Below are 20,248 nucleotides of genomic sequence, written 5' to 3' on the forward strand. Positions count from 1 at the left end.
GGTTGCGCTCAGGCAAACCCATCGGTCGCGCGCACCAGCGCATCGATATTTTCCGGCTCGAATGCCGAATGACCGGCGGCCGGGCTGACCTGCAGCTGCGCCTTCGGCCAGGCCTTGTGTAGATCCCAGGCGCTTTGCATCGGGCATACCACGTCGTAACGCCCCTGCACGATCACGCCGGGGATATCGGCGATGCGGTGCGCGTCGCGCAGCAGCTGGTCTTCGACCTCGAAGAAACCGCCGTTGACGAAGTAGTGGTTCTCGATGCGCGCGAACGCCAGTGCAAAGTGCGCGTCCTCATGCCCTGTGACGAAATCGTCGTCCACATGCAGGAAGCTGGTGGCACCTTCCCATACGCTCCACGCCTTGGCTGCGGCCAGGCGCGTGGCTTCGTCGTCGCTGGTGAGGCGGCGATGGAAGGCAGAGATCAGATCGGCGCGCTCCACCAGCGGAATCGCGTTGATGTAGTGCTCCCAGGCATCCGGGAACAGCCGGCTGGCGCCTTGCTGATAGAACCATTCCAGCTCGAAGCGGCGCAGCAGGAAGATGCCGCGCAGCACCAGCTCGGTGACCTGCTGCGGATGGGTCTGCGCGTAGGCCAGCGCCAGCGTCGAGCCCCAGCTGCCGCCGAACACCTGCCAGCGCGCGATACCCAGGTGTTCGCGCAAACGCTCGATATCGGCGACCAGGTCCCAGGTGGTGTTGTTCACCAGATCGGCATGCGGGGTGGAGCGGCCCGCGCCACGCTGATCGAACAGCACGATGCGGTACCTGGCCGGGTCGTGGAAGCGCCGCATCTTGGTGTTGCAACCGCCGCCGGGGCCGCCATGCAACATCACCACCGGCTTGCCCTGCGGATTGCCGCACTGCTCGAAATACAGGGTGTGGCGGTCGTCGACCTGGAGGGTGCCGTGGTCGTACGGCGTGATCTCGGGATAGAGCGTGCGCATGCGTCGGTCCTGCGGGAAACCGCTAGTGTATCGGCAGCCGGCGCACCCACGCCGGGCGCACCCACGCGATCGACCAGGGCCAGGTGCGGGGCGGTACACGAAGGCCTGGTGCAGCTCACCAAGACGCCCGCACACGCCGCCAGGCAGGCGCGGTTGCCGCCCGGAACGGACTGCCCCATGCGCCTGGCCCGGGGCAGAGCGTGCCGTCTGCACCCACCTGACGACCGCTTTTAACTGTGGCTAGCCTAACTGTGGCTAGCCGCCTAGTCCGTCCGCAGCGCGCGACCAGCGCCCGAGCGTCACCCGGTCGCGCTGTTCCAGGTCCTGATGGGTTGCCACCGCATCGAAGCCGCGCGCCCGCAGCAGCTCGGCCACCGCCGCGCCCTGGTCCCAGCCGTGTTCGAGCAGCAGCCAGCCGCCCGGCAGCAGATGCGCAGGCGCATCGGCGACGATCAGGCGGATGTCGTCCAGGCCATCGGGGCCGGACGCCAGCGCACTGGCCGGCTCGTAGCGCAGATCGCCCTCACCCAGATGCGGATCCTGCGCGGCGATATACGGCGGGTTGCTGGCGATCAGATCGAAGCGCTCGCCAGCCAGCGGCGCGAACCAGCTGCCCTGCCGGCAGTCGACATTGCGCAGCCGGTGGCTGTCGGCATTGCGCTGGGCAACCGCCAGCGCCGCCGCACTGGCGTCGGTGGCGATCACCTGTGCCTGCGGCCGCTCGCTGGCGATGGCCAGCGCGATCGCGCCGCTGCCGGTGCCCAGATCGGCGACACGGCGGCCAGGCAAGGCGTCCAGGCGCTCGAGTGCCAGCTCGACCAGCAGCTCGGTGTCGGCGCGCGGGATCAGCGTGGCAGCGGAGACCGCCAGCTCCAGCGTCCAGAACCCACGCGTGCCGGTCAGATACGCCACCGGTTCGCCGGCCTGGCGCCGCTGCACCAGCGCTTCGAACGCCCGGGCCACAGACGGGTCGACCGGATCGCGGCCATGCGCGAACAACCAGGCGCGGTCGCGGCCCAGCGCGTGCAGCAGCAGCGGCTCGGCGTCACTGCGGTCGATCCGCTCGACTGCCCGCCGCAACAACTGCTCGGCGGCAAGACCGGCTGGGTCCTCGCTCATACGGATCATTCACTCATGCGCAACATCGGCCGCCCATTATCGGAGATGGAATCTGCCCCTGCAGCGGCAGACGCCGTCTGCGCACTCGATAGCCACAGCCTATCTATACAATTCCATCAATCGATTTTAGAAATCTATCGATCCTGTCTACCATGGCGACTGTTCCATCCCCCGTCCCCTTCACCGCACGAGGAAACTCAATGTCTCTCATCAACACCCAGGTCCAGCCGTTCAAGGCGAATGCGTACCACAACGGCAACTTCATCGAAGTCACCGAGGCCAGCCTGAAGGGCAAGTGGTCGGTGCTGATCTTCATGCCGGCCGCCTTCACCTTCAACTGCCCGACCGAAGTGGAAGACGCCGCCGACAACTATGCCGCGTTCCAGAAGGCAGGCGCCGAGGTCTACATCGTCACCACCGATACGCACTTCTCGCACAAGGTGTGGCACGAAACCTCGCCGGCCGTGGGCAAGGCGCAGTTCCCGCTGATCGGCGACCCGACCCACAAGCTGACCCGCGCGTTCGGTGTGCACATTGAAGAAGAAGGCCTGGCCCTGCGCGGCACCTTCATCATCAATCCGGAAGGCGTCATCAAGACCCTGGAAATCCACGACAACTCCATCGCCCGCGACGTCACCGAGACGCTGCGCAAGCTGACCGCTGCCCAGTTCGTCGCCAACAACCCTGGCCAGGTCTGCCCGGCCAAGTGGAAGGAAGGCGCCAAGACCCTGGCTCCGTCGCTGGACCTGGTCGGCAAGATCTAAATCGACCATCCCTTGCGGCCTGTCCCCAGGCCGCAAGGACATCTCCGGCCCAGCACTGGGCCGGGGGTGAACCGGAGCCGGTGCCGGGCTGCCCGCCAGCCATCGCCAGCACGCATTCCCGACATCGCGCCGGCTGCGGTTCATCCCCTCCTCCCCGGCGACCTGCCCCACCGCAGCGACGCCACGCCCTCCCCTTGCCCATTCCCAGGAGTTCTCCATGTTGGATGCCAACCTCAAGACCCAGCTGACCGCCTACCTGGAACGGGTCACGCGGCCGATCCAGATCAATGCCTCGATCGACGACAGCGCCGGCTCGCGCGAAATGCTCGACCTGCTCGAGGACCTGGTGCTGCTATCGGACAAGATCAGCCTGGACATCCACCGCGACGACAACCAGCGCAAGCCTTCGTTCGCGCTGACCACGCCCAGCCAGGACATCTCGCTGCGCTTTGCCGGCCTGCCGATGGGCCACGAGTTCACCTCGCTGGTGCTGGCGCTGCTTCAGGTGGGCGGGCACCCGTCCAAGGCTGCCGCCGACGTGATCGAGCAGGTGCAGCATCTGGATGGCGACTACCAGTTCGAGACCTATTTCTCGCTGTCGTGCCAGAACTGCCCGGACGTGGTGCAGGCGCTGAATCTTGCCGCCGTGCTCAACCCGCGCATCAAGCACGTGGCCATCGATGGTGCGTGGTTCCAGGACGAGGTCGAGACCCGCCAGATCATGTCGGTGCCCACCGTGTACTTGAACGGCGAGCTGTTCGACCAGGGCCGCATGACGCTGGAGCAGATCGTCGCCAAGCTCGATACCAATGCGGCAAAGCGCGACGCCGCCAAGATCGCGGCCAAGGACGCCTTTGACGTGCTGGTGGTCGGCGGTGGCCCGGCCGGCTCGGCAGCGGCCGTGTACGCCGCACGCAAGGGCATCCGCACTGGCGTGGCCGCCGAGCGCTTCGGTGGCCAGGTGCTGGACACCATGTCGATCGAAAACTTCATCTCGGTGCCGGAGACCGAAGGCCCGAAGATGGCTGCCGCGCTCGAGCAGCATGTGCGCCAGTACGACGTGGACATCATGAACCTGCAGCGCGCCGAGCAGCTGATCCCGGCCGGTGCCGATGGCCTGATCGAGATCAAGCTGGCCAATGGCGCCTCGCTGAAGAGCAAGACCGTGATCCTGTCCACCGGCGCGCGCTGGAGGCAGATGAACGTGCCGGGCGAAGACCAGTACAAGAACAAGGGCGTGGCCTATTGCCCGCATTGCGACGGCCCGCTGTTCAAGGGCAAGCGCGTGGCGGTGATCGGCGGCGGCAATTCGGGTGTCGAGGCCGCGATCGATCTGGCCGGTATCGTGGCGCATGTCACGCTGGTGGAGTTCGACGACAAGCTGCGTGCCGACGAAGTACTGCAACGCAAGCTGCGCAGCCTGCACAACGTGCGCATCATCACCAGCGCGCAGACCACCGAGGTGCTTGGCGATGGGCAGAAGGTCACCGGCCTGGTCTACAAGGACCGCACCGGCGGCGACATCCAGCACATGGATCTGGAAGGCGTGTTCGTGCAGATCGGCCTGCTGCCCAACACCGAATTCCTCAAGGGCTCGGTGGCGTTGTCGCCACGCGGCGAGATCATCGTCGACGACCGTGGTCAGACCAATGTTCCGGGCGTATTCGCTGCCGGCGACGCCACCACGGTGCCGTACAAGCAGATCGTGATCGCGATGGGCGAAGGTTCCAAGGCTGCGTTGAGCGCGTTCGATCACCTGATCCGCTCCAGCGCACCGGTCAGCGCCGACAACGTCGCCCAGGCTGCGTAAGCGTACTCAAGCCAGCGCCCGGCCAGGCCGGGCGCTAAGCTCCAGGCGTACCCCGTCACCGCAATGAGGGCTGCTGCACATGAATCTGCGTGACCTGAAATATCTGGTCGCCCTGGCCGACCACAAGCATTTTGGCCGTGCCGCGACGGCGTGCTTCGTCAGTCAACCGACGCTGTCCACACAGATCAAGAAACTCGAAGACGAGCTTGGCGTGCCGCTGGTGGAACGTGCACCGCGCAAGGTGATGCTGACCCCCGCCGGCCGCGAAGCGGCGATGCGCGCACGCGGCATCGTGGCCGAAGTGGAACAGATGAAGGAAGCCGCGCGGCGCAGCCAGGATCCGGAAGCCGGCACCGTGCGGCTGGGCATCTTTCCCACCCTGGCGCCGTATCTGTTGCCGCATGTGGTGCCGCGGATCCGCGAGCGCTTCCCGCGCCTGGAACTGCTGCTGATCGAGGAAAAGAGCGATCAGTTGGTGCACCAGCTGCGCGAGGGCCGTCTGGATGCGGCGCTGCTCGCACTGCCGTTGCAGGATGAACAGCTGCATGCCGAATTCCTGTTCGAGGAACCCTTCGTGCTGGCGGTGCCGGAAGGTCATCCGCTCTCCCGCCATGACAGCATGACGCTGGACGATCTGTCAGAGCAGCGGCTGTTGCTGCTGGAAGACGGTCACTGCCTGCGCGAGCAGGCGCTGGATGTCTGCCATCTTGCCGGCGCCCTGGAAAAATCCGAATTCCAGGCCACCAGCCTGGAGACGCTGCGCCAGATGGTGGCTGCCAATGTCGGTGTGACCTTGCTGCCGCTGCTGGCGGTCAAGCCGCCGGTTGCACGCTCGGAGAACATCCGCCTGATCCGTTTCCGCGAAGACAAGCAACCCAGCCGCCGCATCGCCATGGCCTGGCGCCGCAGCTCGGCCATGACCGCGTTCCTGGAGCAGCTGGCGCAGTTGTTCAAGGAGCTGCCGGAGAGCCTGTTTACGCTGGACCAGCCGGCAACTGGGCCTAAGGCGGTTGCGGCCTGAGGAATCGGGAATCGGGAATCGGGAATCGGGAATCGGGAATCGGGAATCGGGAATCGGGAATCGGGAATCGGGAATCGCAAGATCGTTTCATGGCTGCGGTTGCTTGACGTCATGTTTTTTCACCTGTTCTCGGACATAAGCGACGCGCAAGCGTCGTTTTTTGTTTGCCCGCTGGTGACGATGCGATGCATCTGGACACGGCCGGCGGCTGCGGCGTCATTGACGCGCGACGGACTCCATCCCCGTCGCAGGGCGCTGATGCGCGCGTCGGTGTGCTGATGTATTGCCGCGCTTGCCGGATCCCTGGCCACGGCCCACGACGCGCGGTGCCGCGCCGGCCTCAACCGGTGCCATAGGCTGCGCCCATCTCGCCATGCATTGCGATCGAGCAACGGCGCCCTCATCTGGTGAGTGACGCTTGCCATGTCGGCGAGCGGTAGTCATCAAGGAGATTGCCATGACTTCGCAGCACCACAGCGGCTTGCCGCCGTCCATCCTGGTTTCCAGCCATGACCTCGCCCGGCTTGAGGCCCTGCTCGATTCCCCCGCGTTCAACAAGCACCCGGCCGCCACCGCGCTGAGTGACGAACTGGGCCGCGCACGCGTCGTGCCGCCCGACCAGATTCCCGGCGATGTCGTCACCATGCACTCCCGCATCGATTGCGAAGATGAGCTGCATGGCGAACGGCATACGCTCACCCTCGCGTATATCCGCACGAAGCCGATGTGCAGCACGGCCGCATCTCGGTGCTGGCGCCGGTCGGCAGTGCGCTGCTTGGCCTGTCGGTCGGTCAGAGCATCGACTGGCGCACGCCCGACGGGCGCGACCTGCGTCTGCGTGTCAGCGCCGTGCACGATCAACATGCCCTGGCCGGCGCCTGACTTCCCACGCCAGGCGCGCTACCGTAGCGCGCTGCGTCCTATCCACGACCCGTTCCACGATTCGAGAGAACCCGCATGACTGCATCTCCCTCCAAGCTTGCCCAGTTGCGTGACCTGTCCGTCGTCGTTGCCGACACCGGCGACTACGACGCCATCAAGCGTCTGAAGCCGGTCGACTGCACCACCAATCCCACCCTGTTCAAGAAAGCATTGGATCTGCCGGTGTATGCCGACCTGATCGAGCGCGAACTGGCCTGGGGCCGCGAACACGGTGGCGAAGACCGCACCGCCACCGTCAACGAAGTGGCCGACCGCCTCACCATCGGTGTCGGCGTCAGGCTGGCCGAACTGGTGCCGGGACGTGTCTCCACCGAAGTCGATGCCGACCTGGCGCACGACACCGAGGCGACCATCGCCAAGGCGCGCAAGTTCATCGCGATGTATGCCGAGCGTGGCGTGTCCAAGGACAAGATCCTGATCAAGGTCGCGGCCACCTGGGAAGGCATCGAAGCCGCCCGCCAGCTGCAGCGCGAAGGCATCGACTGCAATCTGACCCTGATCTTCAACCGCTCGCAGGCACTGGCCTGTGCCGAGGCCGGCGTGTTCCTGATCTCGCCCTTCGTCGGGCGGATCCTGGACTACTACGTCGCCCAGGGGCAGACCCCGGCCAGCATCGACGAAGACCCGGGCGTGGTGTTCGTGCGCACGGTCTACAACGAGTTCAAGCAGCGCGGCTCGTCCACCGTAGTGATGGGCGCCTCGTTCCGCTCTACCGCGCAGATCGAAGCCCTGGCCGGTTGCGACCGGCTGACCATCTCGCCGGAGCTGCTGGAAAAGCTCGACGCCGAATATGGCGAACTGCCGCGCAAGCTCTCGCCTGCGCAGGCCGACAACGCGCAGATCACCCCGATCGACAGCGACAGCTTCGCCACCGATCTGGCGGCCGACCCGATGGCCACCGAAAAGCTGGCCAGCGGCATCGATGCCTTCGCCAAGGATCTGCAGGCACTGCGCAAGACCATCACCGACAAGCTCGCCGGCTGATTGCAGCGCCACAGTTCGCGCCAACGACGCCTGCAGCCTCCTGGCTGCAGGCGTTTTGATTTGCATCGTCTGGCTGGGCGACATGCTGCAGCCACCACGCGTGGCGATGCCGGCCGATCGATGACTTTCTCGAAGGCGAATACACCCGTTCACCGCGGCCACTTTCGCCCAGCTCGGCGTGCGAGGCTGGCGCGGGAACTGCGGCTGGCCAAGGGTGGCCTTGCCGGGCATCGGTGAGCGTGTGGGCACGTTGACGCCTGCGCAGCCGCCACCGGGCTGCCACGCGATTGTGTTGGTTTGATCGGTGCGCGCATCAACGTCGCTCTCCACACGTCGCTTACACCCGCCGGACCCGCACTGCCTAGAATCCGGGTTCCTCAACTGGCGTAGCGGACAATGGCAAACATTGCAGTGGTGATGGTCGACGGCGTGGCAGACTGGGAAATTGGCGTCGTGCTGCCGGCGGCGCGCGAATGGTTCGGCGACCAGGTCGCCATCGCCAGCATCGATGGCCAGCCGGTGCAGTCGATCGGCGGGCTGCGCATCACCCCGGACTTCGCCCTCTCCGATCTGGCGCCACTGGACGCCGATCTGTGGATCCTGCCCGGCAGCGAGCGTTGGCAAGCCGGCGAAATTCCCGGCCTGAGCGGCCTGTTGGTCGAGCGCGTGCAGCATCAGCGCCCGGTCGCCGCGATCTGCGGTGCCACCATCGCCCTGGCCTATGCCGGCCTGCTCGACGAACGCGCGCATACCAGCAACGCGCTGGCCTTCCTGCAGGAACACGTGGTGCCCTACGCCGGTGCTGCGCAATACCGGCACGAAAAGGTGGTGACCGCCGACGGCGTGATCACCGCGCCCGGCACCAGCCCGGTCGGCTTCGCGCTTGCCTGCATGCGACTGCTGCATCCCGAACGCACCGACATGCTGGCCCAGCTGCGCGGCATGTTCGCCGGTGAGTTCGTCTGATTCCACGGATTCAGGCACGCCTGGCGCATTGGCTGCACTGACTGGATGCAGTGGGTCGCCGCACCGATTCATTGCACCGATTGGCTGTCGTGATTGACCGCAATGATCCGCCGGGCCGGTTCGCCTCTCAGCCACCGGCGGCGGTATCGGCGCGTCTTGGCCACGCCGCAAAAAAAAAGATGGCCACGTCGTCTCCGACGTAGCCATTCAAGTTGCCTGGCATGCACTCGCATGCGCTGCCTGATCGTGATAACGCTGCCGGTCACTGTTGGCCATCGGCACGCCGCCACGATCACGTGGATGACAGCGCTTCAATCCGGCCCGCCTTTCCGTCAGGCATCCAGCCCGATCGGGCAGCTCACTCCCGTTCCGCCAAGCCCGCAATAGCCATTGGGATGCTTGGCGAGATACTGCTGGTGATCGTCTTCGGCGTAATAGAACGTGGGCGCCGGGAAACGGATCTCCGTGGTGATCGCGCCATACCCGGCGGCGTCCAGTTGCTGCTGGTACGCATCGCGGCTGGCAAGCGCAGCGTCGTATTGCGCCTGTGTCGTGCAATAGATCGCCGAGCGGTACTGCGTGCCGACGTCGTTGCCCTGCTGCATGCCCTGGGTGGGGTCGTGGCTTTCCCAGAACGTGCGCAGCAACTGTGCGAACGACACCGACGCTTCGTCGTACACCACCAACACCGCTTCGGTATGGCCGGTCTGCCCGGAACACACTTCGCCGTAGGTGGCGTTGGGTGTTTCGCCGCCGGCGTAACCCACCGCCGTGGTGTACACCCCTGGCAGGTTCCAGAACTTGCGTTCTGCACCCCAGAAGCAGCCAAGCCCGAATTGCACCTGGGCCAGGCCGGTGAACTCCCCGCGCAACGGATGGCCGTTGATCAGGTGGGTGTTATGGAGCGGTAGTGCCTGCTCGCGTCCGGGTAACGCCTCGCCCGGACGTGGCATGCGTTGTTTGAAAGCGCCGATTCCCAGCATGGTGCAACTCCGCAATCGTGAGGATTGCCTGCTGGATGGCGCCGGCCGTAGCGGCTTTCAAGCCACTACGGCCGATGCGACATCACTTCTTGGTCAACGAGGCGGTGGCGGTGTCCACTTCCGGCATCGCCGAGCTGTGGTGGTTGATGATCAGCCACTTGTCGTTGCGCTTTTCGTACACGAAGGTGTAACGCGCCTGCACCTTGCTCTTCTTGCCGTCCTTGTCGGTCAGCGTGAAGGTGTAGACGCCGGCATCCACCGCGCTGTCGTCATCGAGCACACGCACGGTGCGGTAGTTGACGACGCCCTGCGGCTTCTTGGTCAGGAACATCTCGAAGTACTTTTCGATCTGCTCGCGCGAAGCGCGGACTTCGTTGGAAACGGTCGGCAGCAGCACACCGTCCGGGGCATACAGATCGGCCACCTTGTCGGGATTGCCGGTCGCCAGTGCCGCGTTCCAGGTGTCGAACAGCGCGGCGACTTCGCGTTCCTCGCCGCCTGGCGGCAACGTGGCCTTGTCGGTGTAATGCATCACGCCGCCAGCCAGCGCCGGGGTGGCAGCCAGAGCCAGAACCAGAGAGAACAGAGTGCGACGCATGGGAAATCTCCGTGTGGTAGATGGGGGGTGCCTCAGCGGGCAAGCTCAGCATCGAAATCAAGCGGCCCCAACAATTCTGCCGAGTGGCATATACTCAAATATGCTGATCGGCCTAGAGCGAACTCATGGAAACCCCTACCAATGCTGGCGATTGGCGCCTGACGCTACGACGCGAGGCGTCCGACAGCGCGCGCTGGCAGGCACTCTGGGAGGCCGCGGTGGCACTGCGCCAGGCACAGACGCCGGAACAGGCCTGCGACGCGGTGCTGGGCCGGGTGCTGCTGTTGCTTGGACTGGAACATGGCGCGGTGCTGGCACAGCGCGGGCCGCGCGCGCAGGTGCTGGCCAGCCGTGGCCGCGCATTGCCGCCCGGAGCCAGCGCAGCCGGCGACAGCCATGAGGCGGCCTGGCTGATGCCACCGCGCCCGGCCGATATCCGCGAGGCCAAGGTGCCGATCCATGCGCTGGGCAGCACCCTCGGCATGCTGTGCGTCGCCTGGAGCGACAACCGCCCCGCCCCCGGCAACGATGACGTCCAGGCGCTGCAGGCCTTCGCACTGCTGCTGCCGGCAATGGTGGCCGAACCGGCCAGGCCACTCGCCACGCGTCGGCGCAAGCCGGTGCAGGACGACCGCCTCGGCACGCTCAGCAAGCGCGAGAAGCAGGTGTTGTCATTGCTGCCGCGCGGCCTCACCAATGCCACCCTGGCAGCTGAACTGGGGATTTCTCCCGGCACGGTCAAAGTGCATGTGGAGCGAATCCTGCAGAAACTTGAGGTAAAAGATCGCACCCAGGCCGCGGTGTACGCGGTCCAAGCCGGACTCGCGCTATGAATGCATTGGCGGTGCGTTGGAACGATTGGCCGATCACCCGCAAGAGCCTGGCGGTGGTGACCCTGCCCTTGCTGCTGCTGGCGGTCGCCTTGATGGCGATCTACAGCGTGGAGCGGCAGAACATCGCCGCCGAAAACGATGTGCGGCAGACGCTGGAAGTATTGAGCGATCTGTACGAAGCACATGCGCTATTGGCCGAAACCGCAGCCGGCGTGCGCGGCTATCGGCTGGTGCGCCGCGACGAATTCCTCACCCCGTACCGCGATGCCGAGCCGCGCCTGCAACGGGTGGCCGAGCGGCTGTCGCAACGCATCACCGACCCGGGGCAGGCGCAGCGGTTTGCGCGCATCAAGCCGTTGTTTGCGGAAAAGATGCAGGGCTGGCGCCGTCTGCTGGCGCCGGATCTGAGCCGCGAGGAAGAGATCCGCCAGCTGTGGGATGGCAAGTACAAGCTCGACATCCTGCGTGCCGAACTGCGCGAACTGCGCAATTACGAAACCGCGCAATTGCAGGTACGTACCGCCAAGGCGCAAGGGCTGCGTCAGCGCAACCTGATCATCACCCTGAGTGCGGCAATGCTCGGCGGCCTGGGCGCGGTGTTTGCGGTGGCATGGTTTGCCTCGGCGCTCTCCGGGCGCCTGCGCACCCTGGCCGCCAACGCCGATCGGCTGGGCGAAGGCCTGCCGCTGGCGCCGCAGCCACGTGCCGGCGACGAGCTGGGCCAGGTCGGTCAGCGCCTGGCCCAGGCCAGCGAGCTGCTCGCCGCACGTGCGGCCGAAGCGCAACTGGCGCGGCGCGAGGCAGAAACCGCCAACCGCGCAAAGACCGAATTCCTGTCGCGCAGCAGCCACGAATTGCGCACGCCGCTCAATGCGATCCTGGGCTATGCGCAGGTGCTGGAAATGGATCTGCCCGAGCCCGGGCATCGCCGTCATCTGCAGCATATTCTCGGCGCCGGGCGGCACCTGCTGGGGCTGATCACCGAGCTGCTGGACATCGCGCGGATCGAAGCCGACCAACTGGACCTGAGCCCGGAGCCGATCTCGGTGCGCGCGGCCGTCCACGAGGCGCTGGGCCTGATCGCGCCGGACGCGGACAAGCATGGCATCGCGTTGCAACCGGCGGTCATCGATGGGCCGTGGACAGTGCGTGCCGATGCGCAGCGGCTGCGCCAGGTACTGCTCAACCTGCTGTCGAACGCGGTCAAGTTCAATCGCACCGGCGGCCAGGTGCAGGTGAGCGCGCAGCCGGATGGCGAGCAGGTACGCGTCACGGTCGCCGACCAGGGCGCAGGCCTGACGCCGGCGCAGATCGAGCGGCTGTTCACGCCGTTCGAGCGGCTGGGTGCAGAGCGCTCGGCGGTGGAAGGCACCGGCTTGGGCCTGGCATTGAGCAAGCGGCTGATCGAAGCGATGGGCGGGCGCATCGGCGTGGACAGCAGCCGCGATGGCGCACGCTTCTGGATCTCGTTGCCGCAGGGCGAACCGCAACGCAGCGAGCCGGCGCGCACCAGCGTGCCGACGAGCAATCCGGGCAGCGGCGTGTGCCGGTTGCTGAGCATCGAGGACAACCCGTCCAACCAGGCCCTGATCCGCACCCTCAGCGAACGTCGCCCGCAATGGCAGCTGCTGGAAGCGGCCAGCCTGGCACAGGCGCGCGCGCTGCTGCAGCACGGTGTACCGGACCTGATCCTGCTGGATCTGCATCTGAGCGACGGCAGCGGCGAAGACCTGCTGCGCGAGTTGCAGGAACAGTCGGCCACGGCCGGCGTGCCGGTGGTGGTGATCAGTGCAGACGCCACCACCGCCACCCTGGCGCGCGTCGGCAATCAGGGCGTGCGCGCGTATCTGACCAAGCCGCTCGATGTGGCGGAATTCTTCACTGTGATCGATGGGCTGCTGGCATGACACGCGACGAAATCCTGGGTTCCCGCATCCTCATCGTCGACGACGAGCCGGCCAACGTACGGTTGCTCGAAGACCTGCTGCAGCGCGAAGGCTTCCAGCAGGTCATCGCCACCACCGACCCGCTACGGGTGATGGGGCTGGTGTCGGCATTCGCGCCGGACCTGATCCTGCTGGATCTAAAGATGCCGGAGCTCGACGGCTACGCGCTGCTGGAACAACTGGCGCGGCTGTCCGACCCCGGCCACTTTTTGCCGGTGATCGTGCTCACCGCCGACCCCAGCCGCAGCGCGCGCCATCGCGCCCTGGGCCTGGGCGCCAAGGACTTTTTGACCAAGCCCCTGGACACCTTCGAGGTCGCGCTGCGGGTCTGGAACGTGGCCGAAACTACGGTGCTGTTCAAACGCCTGCGGGCGCTGGCGGCGCCGGAGGCCGCGCCGCCCGGGTGGCGTCAGCCGGGATGATGGGTGCACGTCGTAGGAGCGCACCGGGGCGCGAGGTGGCGTTTACCGGCAAAGCCCTGGTCGCGCCCGGGTGCGCTCCTACGACTGTTGCTGCGCTACAGCGCGCGGGTGACCTCGCCGCACAATCCGATCTCCGCCAGCACCGCCTGCGCCTGGCTAAGGTGAAGGTCGGCCACGCAGACCTGCAGCACGCCGAAAGCGGGCAGCTCGCCCGCACCGCCCAATAGCGATTCGCCGAACACGAAGGCGGTGATGCCGGCATCATCCAGCGCGTGCTTGGCCAGATGCGCGTCGATGATGTGGCTGGCGCGGTACGCGATCTGCATGTCAGCCGCGCTCCAGGCGTTCGCGCTCGGCGCCCTGCTTCCACTCGCGCAGTGCCGGCAGCGCATCCAGTGCGGCCAGGTAATCGCCGGCAGCCTCGAACAGCGGTACGCCGTAGCTGGCAAAGCGCAATGCGACCGGCGCGAACATGGCATCGACGATGCCGAAGTCGCCGCACAGGAACTGCCCGGCATGGCCGTGCTCGGCGCGCAGGCTGGCCCATAGCGCCTGGATGCGGGTGATGTCGCGCTCGGCAGCCGCGTCCCAGTGGGCGGGGCCCGGGGCGCGGGCCAGGTTCATCGGTAGCTGGGTGCGCAAGTCCGCAAAGCCCGAATGCATTTCCGCCGCCGCGGCGCGTGCCTGCGCGCGCACGGACAGCTCGGCCGGCCAGCCGCGACCGTCCAGCCAACGCTCGTTGACGTACTCGCAGATCGCCAGCGAGTCCCACACGTGCAGGGCATCGTCCCAGAGCACCGGCACCTTGCGGGTAGGCGAATACCCGGCAATACGCGCCTGAAACTCGGGCGTATCCAGCGGCAGACAAACTTCCTCGAATGGCACCTGGAAATGCCGCAGCAGCAGCCACGGGCGCAGCGACCAGGAGGACAGGGTCTTGTCGCCGATCACCAGGCGGGGCAAAGGCATGCGCTGCTCGCTGCAGAGGGTCGGCGCAGCGTACGCGTCGGGGCCGGCGACCGCCAGCAGTGGCCGATCGGGCGCTCCCGGCATGCCTTTACCCACCGGCGCGACCACCCCACCGACAGTCACATGTTGCAGCCAATAGCGGCCTTGAGGGATGCCATGGCAGCACTGGATGGCGTTGGCGGCACTGGCCAACGGGCCTGCTGGCGCTTCACGCCGCAGCGGAAAGCACCAGCCCACCACGCAACATCCCCCGCCGCCTACCCCTAAACCGGTGCCACCGCCTAAACTTGCGGTTTACCTATTGCTGATGCGCGCATGTCCGAGACCCTAGCCACCGACGCCACCGCCCCGGCGGAGAAGAAAGACTTCATCCGCCAGATCGTCCGCGAGGATCTGGCCAGCGGCAAGCACACGGTCATCCGCACCCGCTTCCCGCCCGAGCCCAACGGCTATCTGCATATCGGCCACGCCAAGGCGATCTGCCTGGATTTCGGCCTGGCGGCCGAATTCGGCGGGCTGTGCAACCTGCGCCTGGACGACACCAACCCGGCCAAGGAAGACCCCGAGTTCGTGGTGGCCATCCAGGACGACGTGCGCTGGCTGGGGTTCGAATGGGCGCAGCTGCGCCATGCATCGGATTATTTCGAGGTGTACTACCTGGCTGCGGAAAAACTGATCCGCGACGGCCATGCCTTCGTCTGCGACCTGTCCGCCGAACAGGTGCGCGAGTACCGCGGCACGCTGACCGAGCCCGGCCGCAATTCGCCGTTTCGCGAGCGCAGCGTCGAGGAAAACCTGGACCTGTTCCGGCGCATGCGGGCCGGCGAATTCCCCGATGGCGCGCGCACCCTGCGCGCCAGGATCGACATGGCCAGCGGCAACATCAACCTGCGCGACCCGGCGCTGTACCGCATCAAGCATGTCGAGCACCAGAACACCGGCAACGCCTGGCCGATCTACCCGATGTACGACTTCGCGCATTCGCTGGGCGATGCGGTGGAAGGCATCACCCATTCGCTGTGCACGCTGGAATTCGAAGACCACCGCCCGCTCTACGACTGGTGCGTGGACAAGGTGGACCTGGCCGGCCATCCGGAGCTGCTGCAGCCGCTGCTGGACAAGGGCCTGCCGCGCGAGGCCGCCAAGCCGCGCCAGATCGAGTTCTCGCGCCTGAACATCAACTACACCGTGATGAGCAAGCGCAAGCTCACCGCGCTGGTGGAAGAACAGCTGGTGGATGGCTGGGACGACCCGCGCATGTACACGCTGCAGGGCCTGCGCCGGCGCGGCTATACGCCGGCGGCGATGCGCCTGTTCGTGGACCGGGTCGGCATCAGCAAGCAGAACTCGCTGATCGATTTCTCGGTGCTGGAAGGCTGCCTGCGCGAGGATCTGGATGCGGCCGCGGCGCGCCGCATGGCGGTGGTCGACCCGCTCAAGCTGGTGCTGACCAATCTGCCGGAAGGCCACAGCGAGACGCTGGGCTTTTCCAATCATCCCAAGGACGAGAGCTTCGGTACCCGCGAAGTGCCGTTCGCGCGCGAGCTGTGGATCGAGCGCGAGGATTTTGCCGAAGTTCCGCCCAAGGGCTGGAAGCGCCTGGTGCCCGGTGGCGAGATTCGCCTGCGCGGCGCCGGCATCGCGCGCGTGGATGAGGTGATCAAGAACGACGCGGGCGAGATCGTCGAGCTGCGCGGCTGGCTGGATCCGGAATCGCGTCCGGGCATGGCAGGTGCCAACCGCAAGGTCAAGGGCACCATCCATTGGGTCAGCGCCGCGCATGCGGTGGAAGCGGAAATCCGCCTGTACGACCGCCTGTTCTCGGTGGAAAAGCCGGACGACGAGTCCGAGGGCAAGACCTACCGCGATTATCTCAACCCCGCCTCCAAGCGCAGCGTGCGCGGCTATGTGGAGCCGAGTGCGGCACAGGCTGCGCCAGAGCAGTCGTTCCAGTTCGAGCGCACCGGCTACTTCGTGGCCGATCGCCGCGACCACAGCGCCGCCACGCCGGTGTTCAACCGCAGCGTGACCCTGCGCGACACTTGGACCAAGTGAGTCGCGACCGCGCCGGATGCCTGACATCCGGCGCGGTCTTGGCAGCGGGCAACCTCAGCGAGGCCTGGCCTGCGGCGATCGGCGCGCCGACTGGTTGTCACCGCGCGTAATGCACACCAGCGGACCTCGCCTCAGAGCGTTGTCTTCTGAACTAATGAACAAGCGCAATGGAGACTGCGTGCCGCACTTCATTGCATGCTGCATGACATGAAGGAGCAGCACGATGCGTGAGCGCTTGATGGTCGGTGTTGCCTGCGGCATCGGTGCAGGCGCGTTATGGGGACTGGTGTTTCTGGCGCCGCAGTTGCTGGCGGCATTCACGCCGTTGCAACTGGCCGTTGCCCGTTATCTGTCCTATGGCGCGGTCGCCGCCTTGGTACTGGCACCGCGCGCGCGGCAGACCGCTGCACGGCTGGGGCGCGCCGAATGGTGGGCGCTGATGCGTCTGAGCCTGCTGGGCAACCTGATCTATTACGTGCTGCTCGGCAGCGCGGTGCAGTGGGCCGGCAGCGCGGCGACCGCGCTGATCATCGGCCTGTTGCCGGTGGTGGTCACCGTGATCGGCACGCGTGCCGCAGGCGCGGTGCAACTGCGGCGCCTGGCTGCGCCATGCGTGTTGTGCGTCATCGGCGTGGCGCTGGTCGCCCTGGACACCTTGCAACACGATGCCGGTCACCACGCCAGCGATCGTGCCACCCGCATCGCCGGCCTGCTCTGCGCGTTCGGTGCGCTGGCGTCGTGGTCGGCCTATTCCATCGGCAATGCGCGCTGGCTGCGGCGGCGTCCGGACCTGTCCGGAGGCGATTGGTCACTGCTGACCGGCGTGGTCACCGGCGCATTGGCCCTGTTGATGGCGCCGGCCGCACTGCTCGGCAGCGCGCCACATGCGCCGCTCGACTGGGCAAGTTTCTGGGGTATCTCGCTATTGCTGGGCATCCTGGCCTCGGTGATCGGCAACGCCTTGTGGAACCGGGCCAGCCGCGTGCTGCCGCTGACCCTGGTCGGCCAGATGATCGTGTTCGAAACGGTCTTTGCGCTGCTGTACGGCTTTGCCTGGGAAATGCGCCTGCCCACGCCATTGGAGCTGGCCGCCATCGCCTGCCTGCTGGTCGGCGTGCTGTGGTGCGCAGCACTGCATGCGGAAGCGAAATGACGCCGGCAGCTGACGCACGCATCGGCCTAGATTGCGGGCTGTGTCCGCCAACAACGCCGCCATGTGCCTCCCACGACCACGTTCACACCCACCTTCAAACACGCTGCGCAGCGCGGTGTTTTCGCTGTCGATCGGCCTGGCGGCCTGCTCGCCGCAGCCACCCGTCTCAACCGCGGTGACCCCGGCCGAGGTGTTCTGCACGCTGCTTCCGGGTCGGTCAGATGACGAACTGCCCAGCGATCGCCGCGACGAAAGCATGCAGCAACTGGACCTTGCCACGCGCTGCCACTGGGCACTGCGCAGACCGCGTTGACTGCAGTGAAGCTGCAGGCGTGCTTCGCTCACACGCCGGGCCCTGGCCAGCGCCATCAGCCGCAACGCACCCAGGAGCCGGACCCCCTGCGTTTCCGCGGCTGATCCAGCGCTCGCCACATTCCGCGCATCCGGGGCTTACCATGGCCGCTCACCTGTCCTGATCGGAGCGGCCGCATGTCCCGTCTTTTGTCCCGGTGTCTGAGCTCGATGTTGTTGCTGGCCTGTCTGGTGTCGGTCGGCTGCGCCGCACCGCCGGCCGATACGGCCACGCCGCCTCCGGCGACCGGCTCGGCAACCAGCCCGTCAAAAGGCAAGCCGATCACCGTGACCACCACCTGCCGCACCGACGCCGATTGCACGGTGAAGAACGTCGGTAACTGCTGCGGCGCATTCCCGGCCTGTGTCAACGTCAACAGTGCCACCGACCCCAAGGGCGTGCAGGCGCAATGCCAGGCCAGCGGCATGATGAGCGTGTGCGGCTTCCGCGAGATCAGCGCCTGCCAGTGCGTGGCCGGGCAATGTGCCGCAAAGGACGCCCAGGCCGATACACTGCGCCCCGCTCCCCCCTCTACAGAAATGGTCCACTGATGCTTTACGCGCAAGTCCACCTCACCCTGCCCGACTGGATCCACGCGCATGTCGACGACAGCCGCGCCTATCCCAGTGACGAGGACAAGGTGGCGCTGGCAATCGACCTGTCGCGGATGAACGTGCAGGAGCGCAGCGGCGGCCCGTTCGGTGCGGTCGTGTTCGGCCCGGATCACCGCATCATCGCCGCAGCGGTGAACCGCGTGGTGCCGCAGACCACCTCGCTGGCGCATGCCGAAAACATGGCGTACATGCTCGCCCAGCAACGCCTGCAGACGCCGCGCCTGAACGATGTGCTGTCGCCGGTGACGCTGGCCACCTCGGCGCAGCCGTGCTGCCAGTGCTACGGCGCCACGGTATGGGCCGGCATCGACCGCCTGTTGATCGGTGCACGCGCCGAAGACGTGATGGCCTTGACCGAATTCGACGAAGGCCCGCTGCCTGCCGACTGGGTGGGCGAGCTCACCCGCCGCGGCATCGAGGTGGTGCGCGACGTGCATCGCGACCAGGCCTGCGCGGTACTGCGCAACTATGGCGAGGGCGGCGGTGACCATTATTGACCTGCCCCGCAGCGATCGCGCACGCCAGGCACTGCGATGAGCGGCCTGCTGTGTTACTGCCGCCAGGGCTTCGAGCCGGAGCTGGCCGCCGAGTTGAGCGCGCGCGCCGCCTTCGTCGGCATCGCCGGCTATGCGCGTACCCAGCGCAACGACGGCTATGTGCTGTTCGTCTGCGATGAGGCCGCACAACTGGCTGCAAAGCTGCACTGGCGCGAGCTGATCTTCGCGCGGCAGAAGCTGGTGGTGATTGCCGAACTCAAGGGCATCGACCCGAAGGATCGCATCACGCCGATCCTGGCCGCACTGGAAGGCCAGCCGCGTTTTGGCGATCTGTGGGTGGAACACCCCGATTCGGACGCGGGCAAGCCGCTGGCAGGGCTGGCACGCAGCTTCGGCAACGCCTTGCGTCCGGCCTTGCGCAAGGCCGGCCTGCTCACCGACAAACCCCAGCCGCGCCTGGCGCGGTTGCATGTCTGTTTTCTCGATGGCGACCACGCCTTGCTGGCGGTGGCCGACAGTGCCGACAGCGCGCCCTGGCCTCTGGGCATTCCACGTTTGAAGCTATTGCCGGAGGCGCCATCGCGCTCGGCGCTCAAGCTGGACGAAGCCCTGCTCACCCTGCTCGCGCCGGACGAACGCGAGGCGCTGGCCAAGCCCGGCATGCGCGCCGCCGACCTGGGCGCGGCTCCCGGCGGCTGGACCTGGGTGCTCACCCGCCAGCATTTGCATGTCACCAGCGTCGACAACGGCCCGCTACGCGAGCATGTGCTGGAGACCGGCCTGGTCGAGCATCTGCGTGCCGACGGCTTTCATTGGAAGCCTGCGCAGGCGCTGGACTGGATGGTCTGCGACATGGTCGAGCAACCGCGCCGCGTGGCCGAACGCATGGCCACCTGGATCCGCGAAGGCTGGTGCCGCAACACCATCTTCAACCTCAAGTTGCCGATGAAAAAGCGCTGGGACGAGACCCGGCTATGCCTGGACCTGTTCGAGCAGCAGGCCGAGAAATCGCTGATCGTGCGTGCCAAGCAGCTGTATCACGATCGTGAGGAGATCACGGTGCTGGCGATGCGGGGCTAAGAGCCGGGATTCGGGATTCGGGAATCGTAAAAGCGGTGATTGGCGGCCGAATTGCTGTGGGTACTGGCCAGTGGCAGCGTGCTGATGTGCATGACACCACTCCAGGGGGCCCATGCAGAGCACCTGAGTAGGCGTACGGCTCGCAGCAGGCGCTGGTCCCGCGCGGTGGCACGGCATGTGCTCCAGCGTC

At 66.4% G+C, this 20,248-nt stretch carries 19 protein-coding genes and 1 pseudogene; 14 read left to right on the forward strand and 6 right to left on the reverse strand.

The features are described from left to right. Positions 1-8 precede the first annotated feature (8 nt). Together pip and prmC are read right to left on the reverse strand one after the other, a co-directional pair. On the reverse strand, positions 9-950 hold the full coding sequence (gene pip / locus LL972_RS08720; protein ID WP_228327254.1) for a prolyl aminopeptidase: 942 nt from the start codon (positions 948-950) through the stop codon (positions 9-11). Positions 951-1,205: 255 nt separating this feature from the next. Next, a complete protein-coding gene (gene prmC, locus LL972_RS08725; protein WP_228327255.1) occupies positions 1,206-2,069 on the reverse strand; it encodes a peptide chain release factor N(5)-glutamine methyltransferase in 864 nt (287 codons plus the stop codon). A 200-nt stretch (positions 2,070-2,269) separates the two neighbouring features. Here prmC and ahpC point away from each other — a divergent pair, with 200 nt between their 5' ends. The 6 genes and pseudogenes from ahpC to LL972_RS08755 all read left to right on the forward strand — a co-directional run bounded on the left by ahpC (position 2,270) and on the right by LL972_RS08755 (position 8,556). Next, positions 2,270-2,833, forward strand: a complete 564-nt coding sequence (ahpC, locus tag LL972_RS08730) for an alkyl hydroperoxide reductase subunit C (RefSeq protein ID WP_003488826.1) — start codon at positions 2,270-2,272, stop codon at positions 2,831-2,833. A 217-nt stretch (positions 2,834-3,050) separates the two neighbouring features. After that, positions 3,051-4,643 (forward strand): alkyl hydroperoxide reductase subunit F, encoded by a 1,593-nt coding sequence (gene ahpF, locus LL972_RS08735; RefSeq protein ID WP_228327256.1) that lies wholly within the window; start codon positions 3,051-3,053, stop codon positions 4,641-4,643. Positions 4,644-4,722: 79 nt separating this feature from the next. Continuing rightward, positions 4,723-5,664, forward strand: coding sequence for a LysR substrate-binding domain-containing protein (locus LL972_RS08740; RefSeq protein ID WP_024940621.1), 942 nt, complete (start codon positions 4,723-4,725; stop codon positions 5,662-5,664). A gap of 457 nt (positions 5,665-6,121) precedes the next feature. Next, positions 6,122-6,546, forward strand: a pseudogene (gene rnk, locus LL972_RS08745) (nucleoside diphosphate kinase regulator). Between the two features lie 75 nt (positions 6,547-6,621). Beyond that, positions 6,622-7,590: a transaldolase gene (locus LL972_RS08750; RefSeq protein ID WP_228327257.1), complete on the forward strand. Its 969-nt coding sequence runs from the start codon at positions 6,622-6,624 to the stop codon at positions 7,588-7,590. 396 nt (positions 7,591-7,986) lie between these two features. Continuing rightward, positions 7,987-8,556, forward strand: a complete 570-nt coding sequence (locus LL972_RS08755) for a type 1 glutamine amidotransferase family protein (RefSeq protein WP_104532961.1) — start codon at positions 7,987-7,989, stop codon at positions 8,554-8,556. 332 nt (positions 8,557-8,888) lie between these two features. Here the strand turns inward: LL972_RS08755 and msrA are convergent, their stop codons facing one another. Next, entirely contained in the window at positions 8,889-9,539 is a 651-nt protein-coding gene (gene msrA / locus LL972_RS08760; protein ID WP_024938252.1) for a peptide-methionine (S)-S-oxide reductase MsrA, read from the reverse strand. An 82-nt stretch (positions 9,540-9,621) separates the two neighbouring features. Then, on the reverse strand, positions 9,622-10,137 hold the full coding sequence (locus tag LL972_RS08765; RefSeq protein WP_228327258.1) for an SgcJ/EcaC family oxidoreductase: 516 nt from the start codon (positions 10,135-10,137) through the stop codon (positions 9,622-9,624). A gap of 125 nt (positions 10,138-10,262) precedes the next feature. Between LL972_RS08765 and LL972_RS08770 the strand changes: the two genes are divergently transcribed. The 3 genes from LL972_RS08770 to LL972_RS08780 are packed head-to-tail and all read left to right on the forward strand — an operon-like array spanning position 10,263 to position 13,338. Then, positions 10,263-10,970: a helix-turn-helix transcriptional regulator gene (locus LL972_RS08770; RefSeq protein WP_228327259.1), complete on the forward strand. Its 708-nt coding sequence runs from the start codon at positions 10,263-10,265 to the stop codon at positions 10,968-10,970. Further along, positions 10,967-12,877, forward strand: a complete 1,911-nt coding sequence (locus LL972_RS08775; RefSeq protein WP_228327260.1) for an ATP-binding protein — start codon at positions 10,967-10,969, stop codon at positions 12,875-12,877. Before LL972_RS08770 ends, LL972_RS08775 begins: the two co-directional genes overlap by 4 nt. After that, positions 12,874-13,338 carry a response regulator gene (locus LL972_RS08780; RefSeq protein WP_104585035.1) on the forward strand — a complete coding sequence of 155 codons (465 nt, stop codon included), beginning with the start codon at positions 12,874-12,876 and terminating at the stop codon, positions 13,336-13,338. The genes LL972_RS08775 and LL972_RS08780 overlap by 4 nt, the downstream gene beginning before the upstream one ends. A gap of 95 nt (positions 13,339-13,433) precedes the next feature. Here the strand turns inward: LL972_RS08780 and LL972_RS08785 are convergent, their stop codons facing one another. Further along, positions 13,434-13,664 (reverse strand): DUF2007 domain-containing protein, encoded by a 231-nt coding sequence (locus LL972_RS08785; protein ID WP_228327261.1) that lies wholly within the window; start codon positions 13,662-13,664, stop codon positions 13,434-13,436. A gap of 1 nt (position 13,665) precedes the next feature. Beyond that, positions 13,666-14,307: a glutathione S-transferase family protein gene (locus LL972_RS08790; protein WP_228327262.1), complete on the reverse strand. Its 642-nt coding sequence runs from the start codon at positions 14,305-14,307 to the stop codon at positions 13,666-13,668. A gap of 315 nt (positions 14,308-14,622) precedes the next feature. Between LL972_RS08790 and LL972_RS08795 the strand changes: the two genes are divergently transcribed. From LL972_RS08795 to rlmM, 5 genes are all read left to right on the forward strand, one after another. Further along, the gene (locus tag LL972_RS08795) at positions 14,623-16,362 is read left to right on the forward strand and encodes a glutamine--tRNA ligase/YqeY domain fusion protein (RefSeq protein ID WP_228327263.1); all 1,740 of its coding nucleotides are present in this window, start codon (positions 14,623-14,625) and stop codon (positions 16,360-16,362) included. Positions 16,363-16,585: 223 nt separating this feature from the next. Further along, the gene (locus LL972_RS08800) at positions 16,586-17,515 is read left to right on the forward strand and encodes a DMT family transporter (protein WP_228327264.1); all 930 of its coding nucleotides are present in this window, start codon (positions 16,586-16,588) and stop codon (positions 17,513-17,515) included. A gap of 489 nt (positions 17,516-18,004) precedes the next feature. Beyond that, the gene (locus tag LL972_RS08805) at positions 18,005-18,418 is read left to right on the forward strand and encodes a hypothetical protein (RefSeq protein WP_166766233.1); all 414 of its coding nucleotides are present in this window, start codon (positions 18,005-18,007) and stop codon (positions 18,416-18,418) included. Beyond that, entirely contained in the window at positions 18,418-18,978 is a 561-nt protein-coding gene (locus LL972_RS08810; protein ID WP_228327265.1) for a nucleoside deaminase, read from the forward strand. Before LL972_RS08805 ends, LL972_RS08810 begins: the two co-directional genes overlap by 1 nt. 36 nt (positions 18,979-19,014) lie before the next feature. After that, entirely contained in the window at positions 19,015-20,058 is a 1,044-nt protein-coding gene (gene rlmM / locus LL972_RS08815; RefSeq protein ID WP_228327266.1) for a 23S rRNA (cytidine(2498)-2'-O)-methyltransferase RlmM, read from the forward strand. Positions 20,059-20,248: the final 190 nt, after the last annotated feature.

Source organism: Xanthomonas campestris pv. asclepiadis (genome assembly GCF_020784175.1).
GTDB classification, from domain to species: domain Bacteria; phylum Pseudomonadota; class Gammaproteobacteria; order Xanthomonadales; family Xanthomonadaceae; genus Xanthomonas; species Xanthomonas campestris_D.

Coding starts and splice junctions, on each gene's coding strand:
- LL972_RS08740 (WP_024940621.1), top strand. CDS start 4,723: ATGAATCTGCGTGACCTGAAATATCTGGTCGCCCTGGCCGACCACAAG.
- msrA (WP_024938252.1), bottom strand. CDS start 9,539: ATGCTGGGAATCGGCGCTTTCAAACAACGCATGCCACGTCCGGGCGAG.
- LL972_RS08785 (WP_228327261.1), bottom strand. CDS start 13,664: ATGCAGATCGCGTACCGCGCCAGCCACATCATCGACGCGCATCTGGCC.
- LL972_RS08805 (WP_166766233.1), top strand. CDS start 18,005: ATGTCCCGTCTTTTGTCCCGGTGTCTGAGCTCGATGTTGTTGCTGGCC.
- LL972_RS08775 (WP_228327260.1), top strand. CDS start 10,967: ATGAATGCATTGGCGGTGCGTTGGAACGATTGGCCGATCACCCGCAAG.
- pip (WP_228327254.1), bottom strand. CDS start 950: ATGCGCACGCTCTATCCCGAGATCACGCCGTACGACCACGGCACCCTC.
- prmC (WP_228327255.1), bottom strand. CDS start 2,069: ATGAGCGAGGACCCAGCCGGTCTTGCCGCCGAGCAGTTGTTGCGGCGG.
- LL972_RS08800 (WP_228327264.1), top strand. CDS start 16,586: ATGCGTGAGCGCTTGATGGTCGGTGTTGCCTGCGGCATCGGTGCAGGC.
- ahpF (WP_228327256.1), top strand. CDS start 3,051: ATGTTGGATGCCAACCTCAAGACCCAGCTGACCGCCTACCTGGAACGG.
- LL972_RS08755 (WP_104532961.1), top strand. CDS start 7,987: ATGGCAAACATTGCAGTGGTGATGGTCGACGGCGTGGCAGACTGGGAA.
- LL972_RS08795 (WP_228327263.1), top strand. CDS start 14,623: ATGTCCGAGACCCTAGCCACCGACGCCACCGCCCCGGCGGAGAAGAAA.
- LL972_RS08750 (WP_228327257.1), top strand. CDS start 6,622: ATGACTGCATCTCCCTCCAAGCTTGCCCAGTTGCGTGACCTGTCCGTC.
- LL972_RS08790 (WP_228327262.1), bottom strand. CDS start 14,307: ATGCCTTTGCCCCGCCTGGTGATCGGCGACAAGACCCTGTCCTCCTGG.
- LL972_RS08810 (WP_228327265.1), top strand. CDS start 18,418: ATGCTTTACGCGCAAGTCCACCTCACCCTGCCCGACTGGATCCACGCG.
- LL972_RS08780 (WP_104585035.1), top strand. CDS start 12,874: ATGACACGCGACGAAATCCTGGGTTCCCGCATCCTCATCGTCGACGAC.
- LL972_RS08770 (WP_228327259.1), top strand. CDS start 10,263: ATGGAAACCCCTACCAATGCTGGCGATTGGCGCCTGACGCTACGACGC.
- rlmM (WP_228327266.1), top strand. CDS start 19,015: ATGAGCGGCCTGCTGTGTTACTGCCGCCAGGGCTTCGAGCCGGAGCTG.
- LL972_RS08765 (WP_228327258.1), bottom strand. CDS start 10,137: ATGCGTCGCACTCTGTTCTCTCTGGTTCTGGCTCTGGCTGCCACCCCG.
- ahpC (WP_003488826.1), top strand. CDS start 2,270: ATGTCTCTCATCAACACCCAGGTCCAGCCGTTCAAGGCGAATGCGTAC.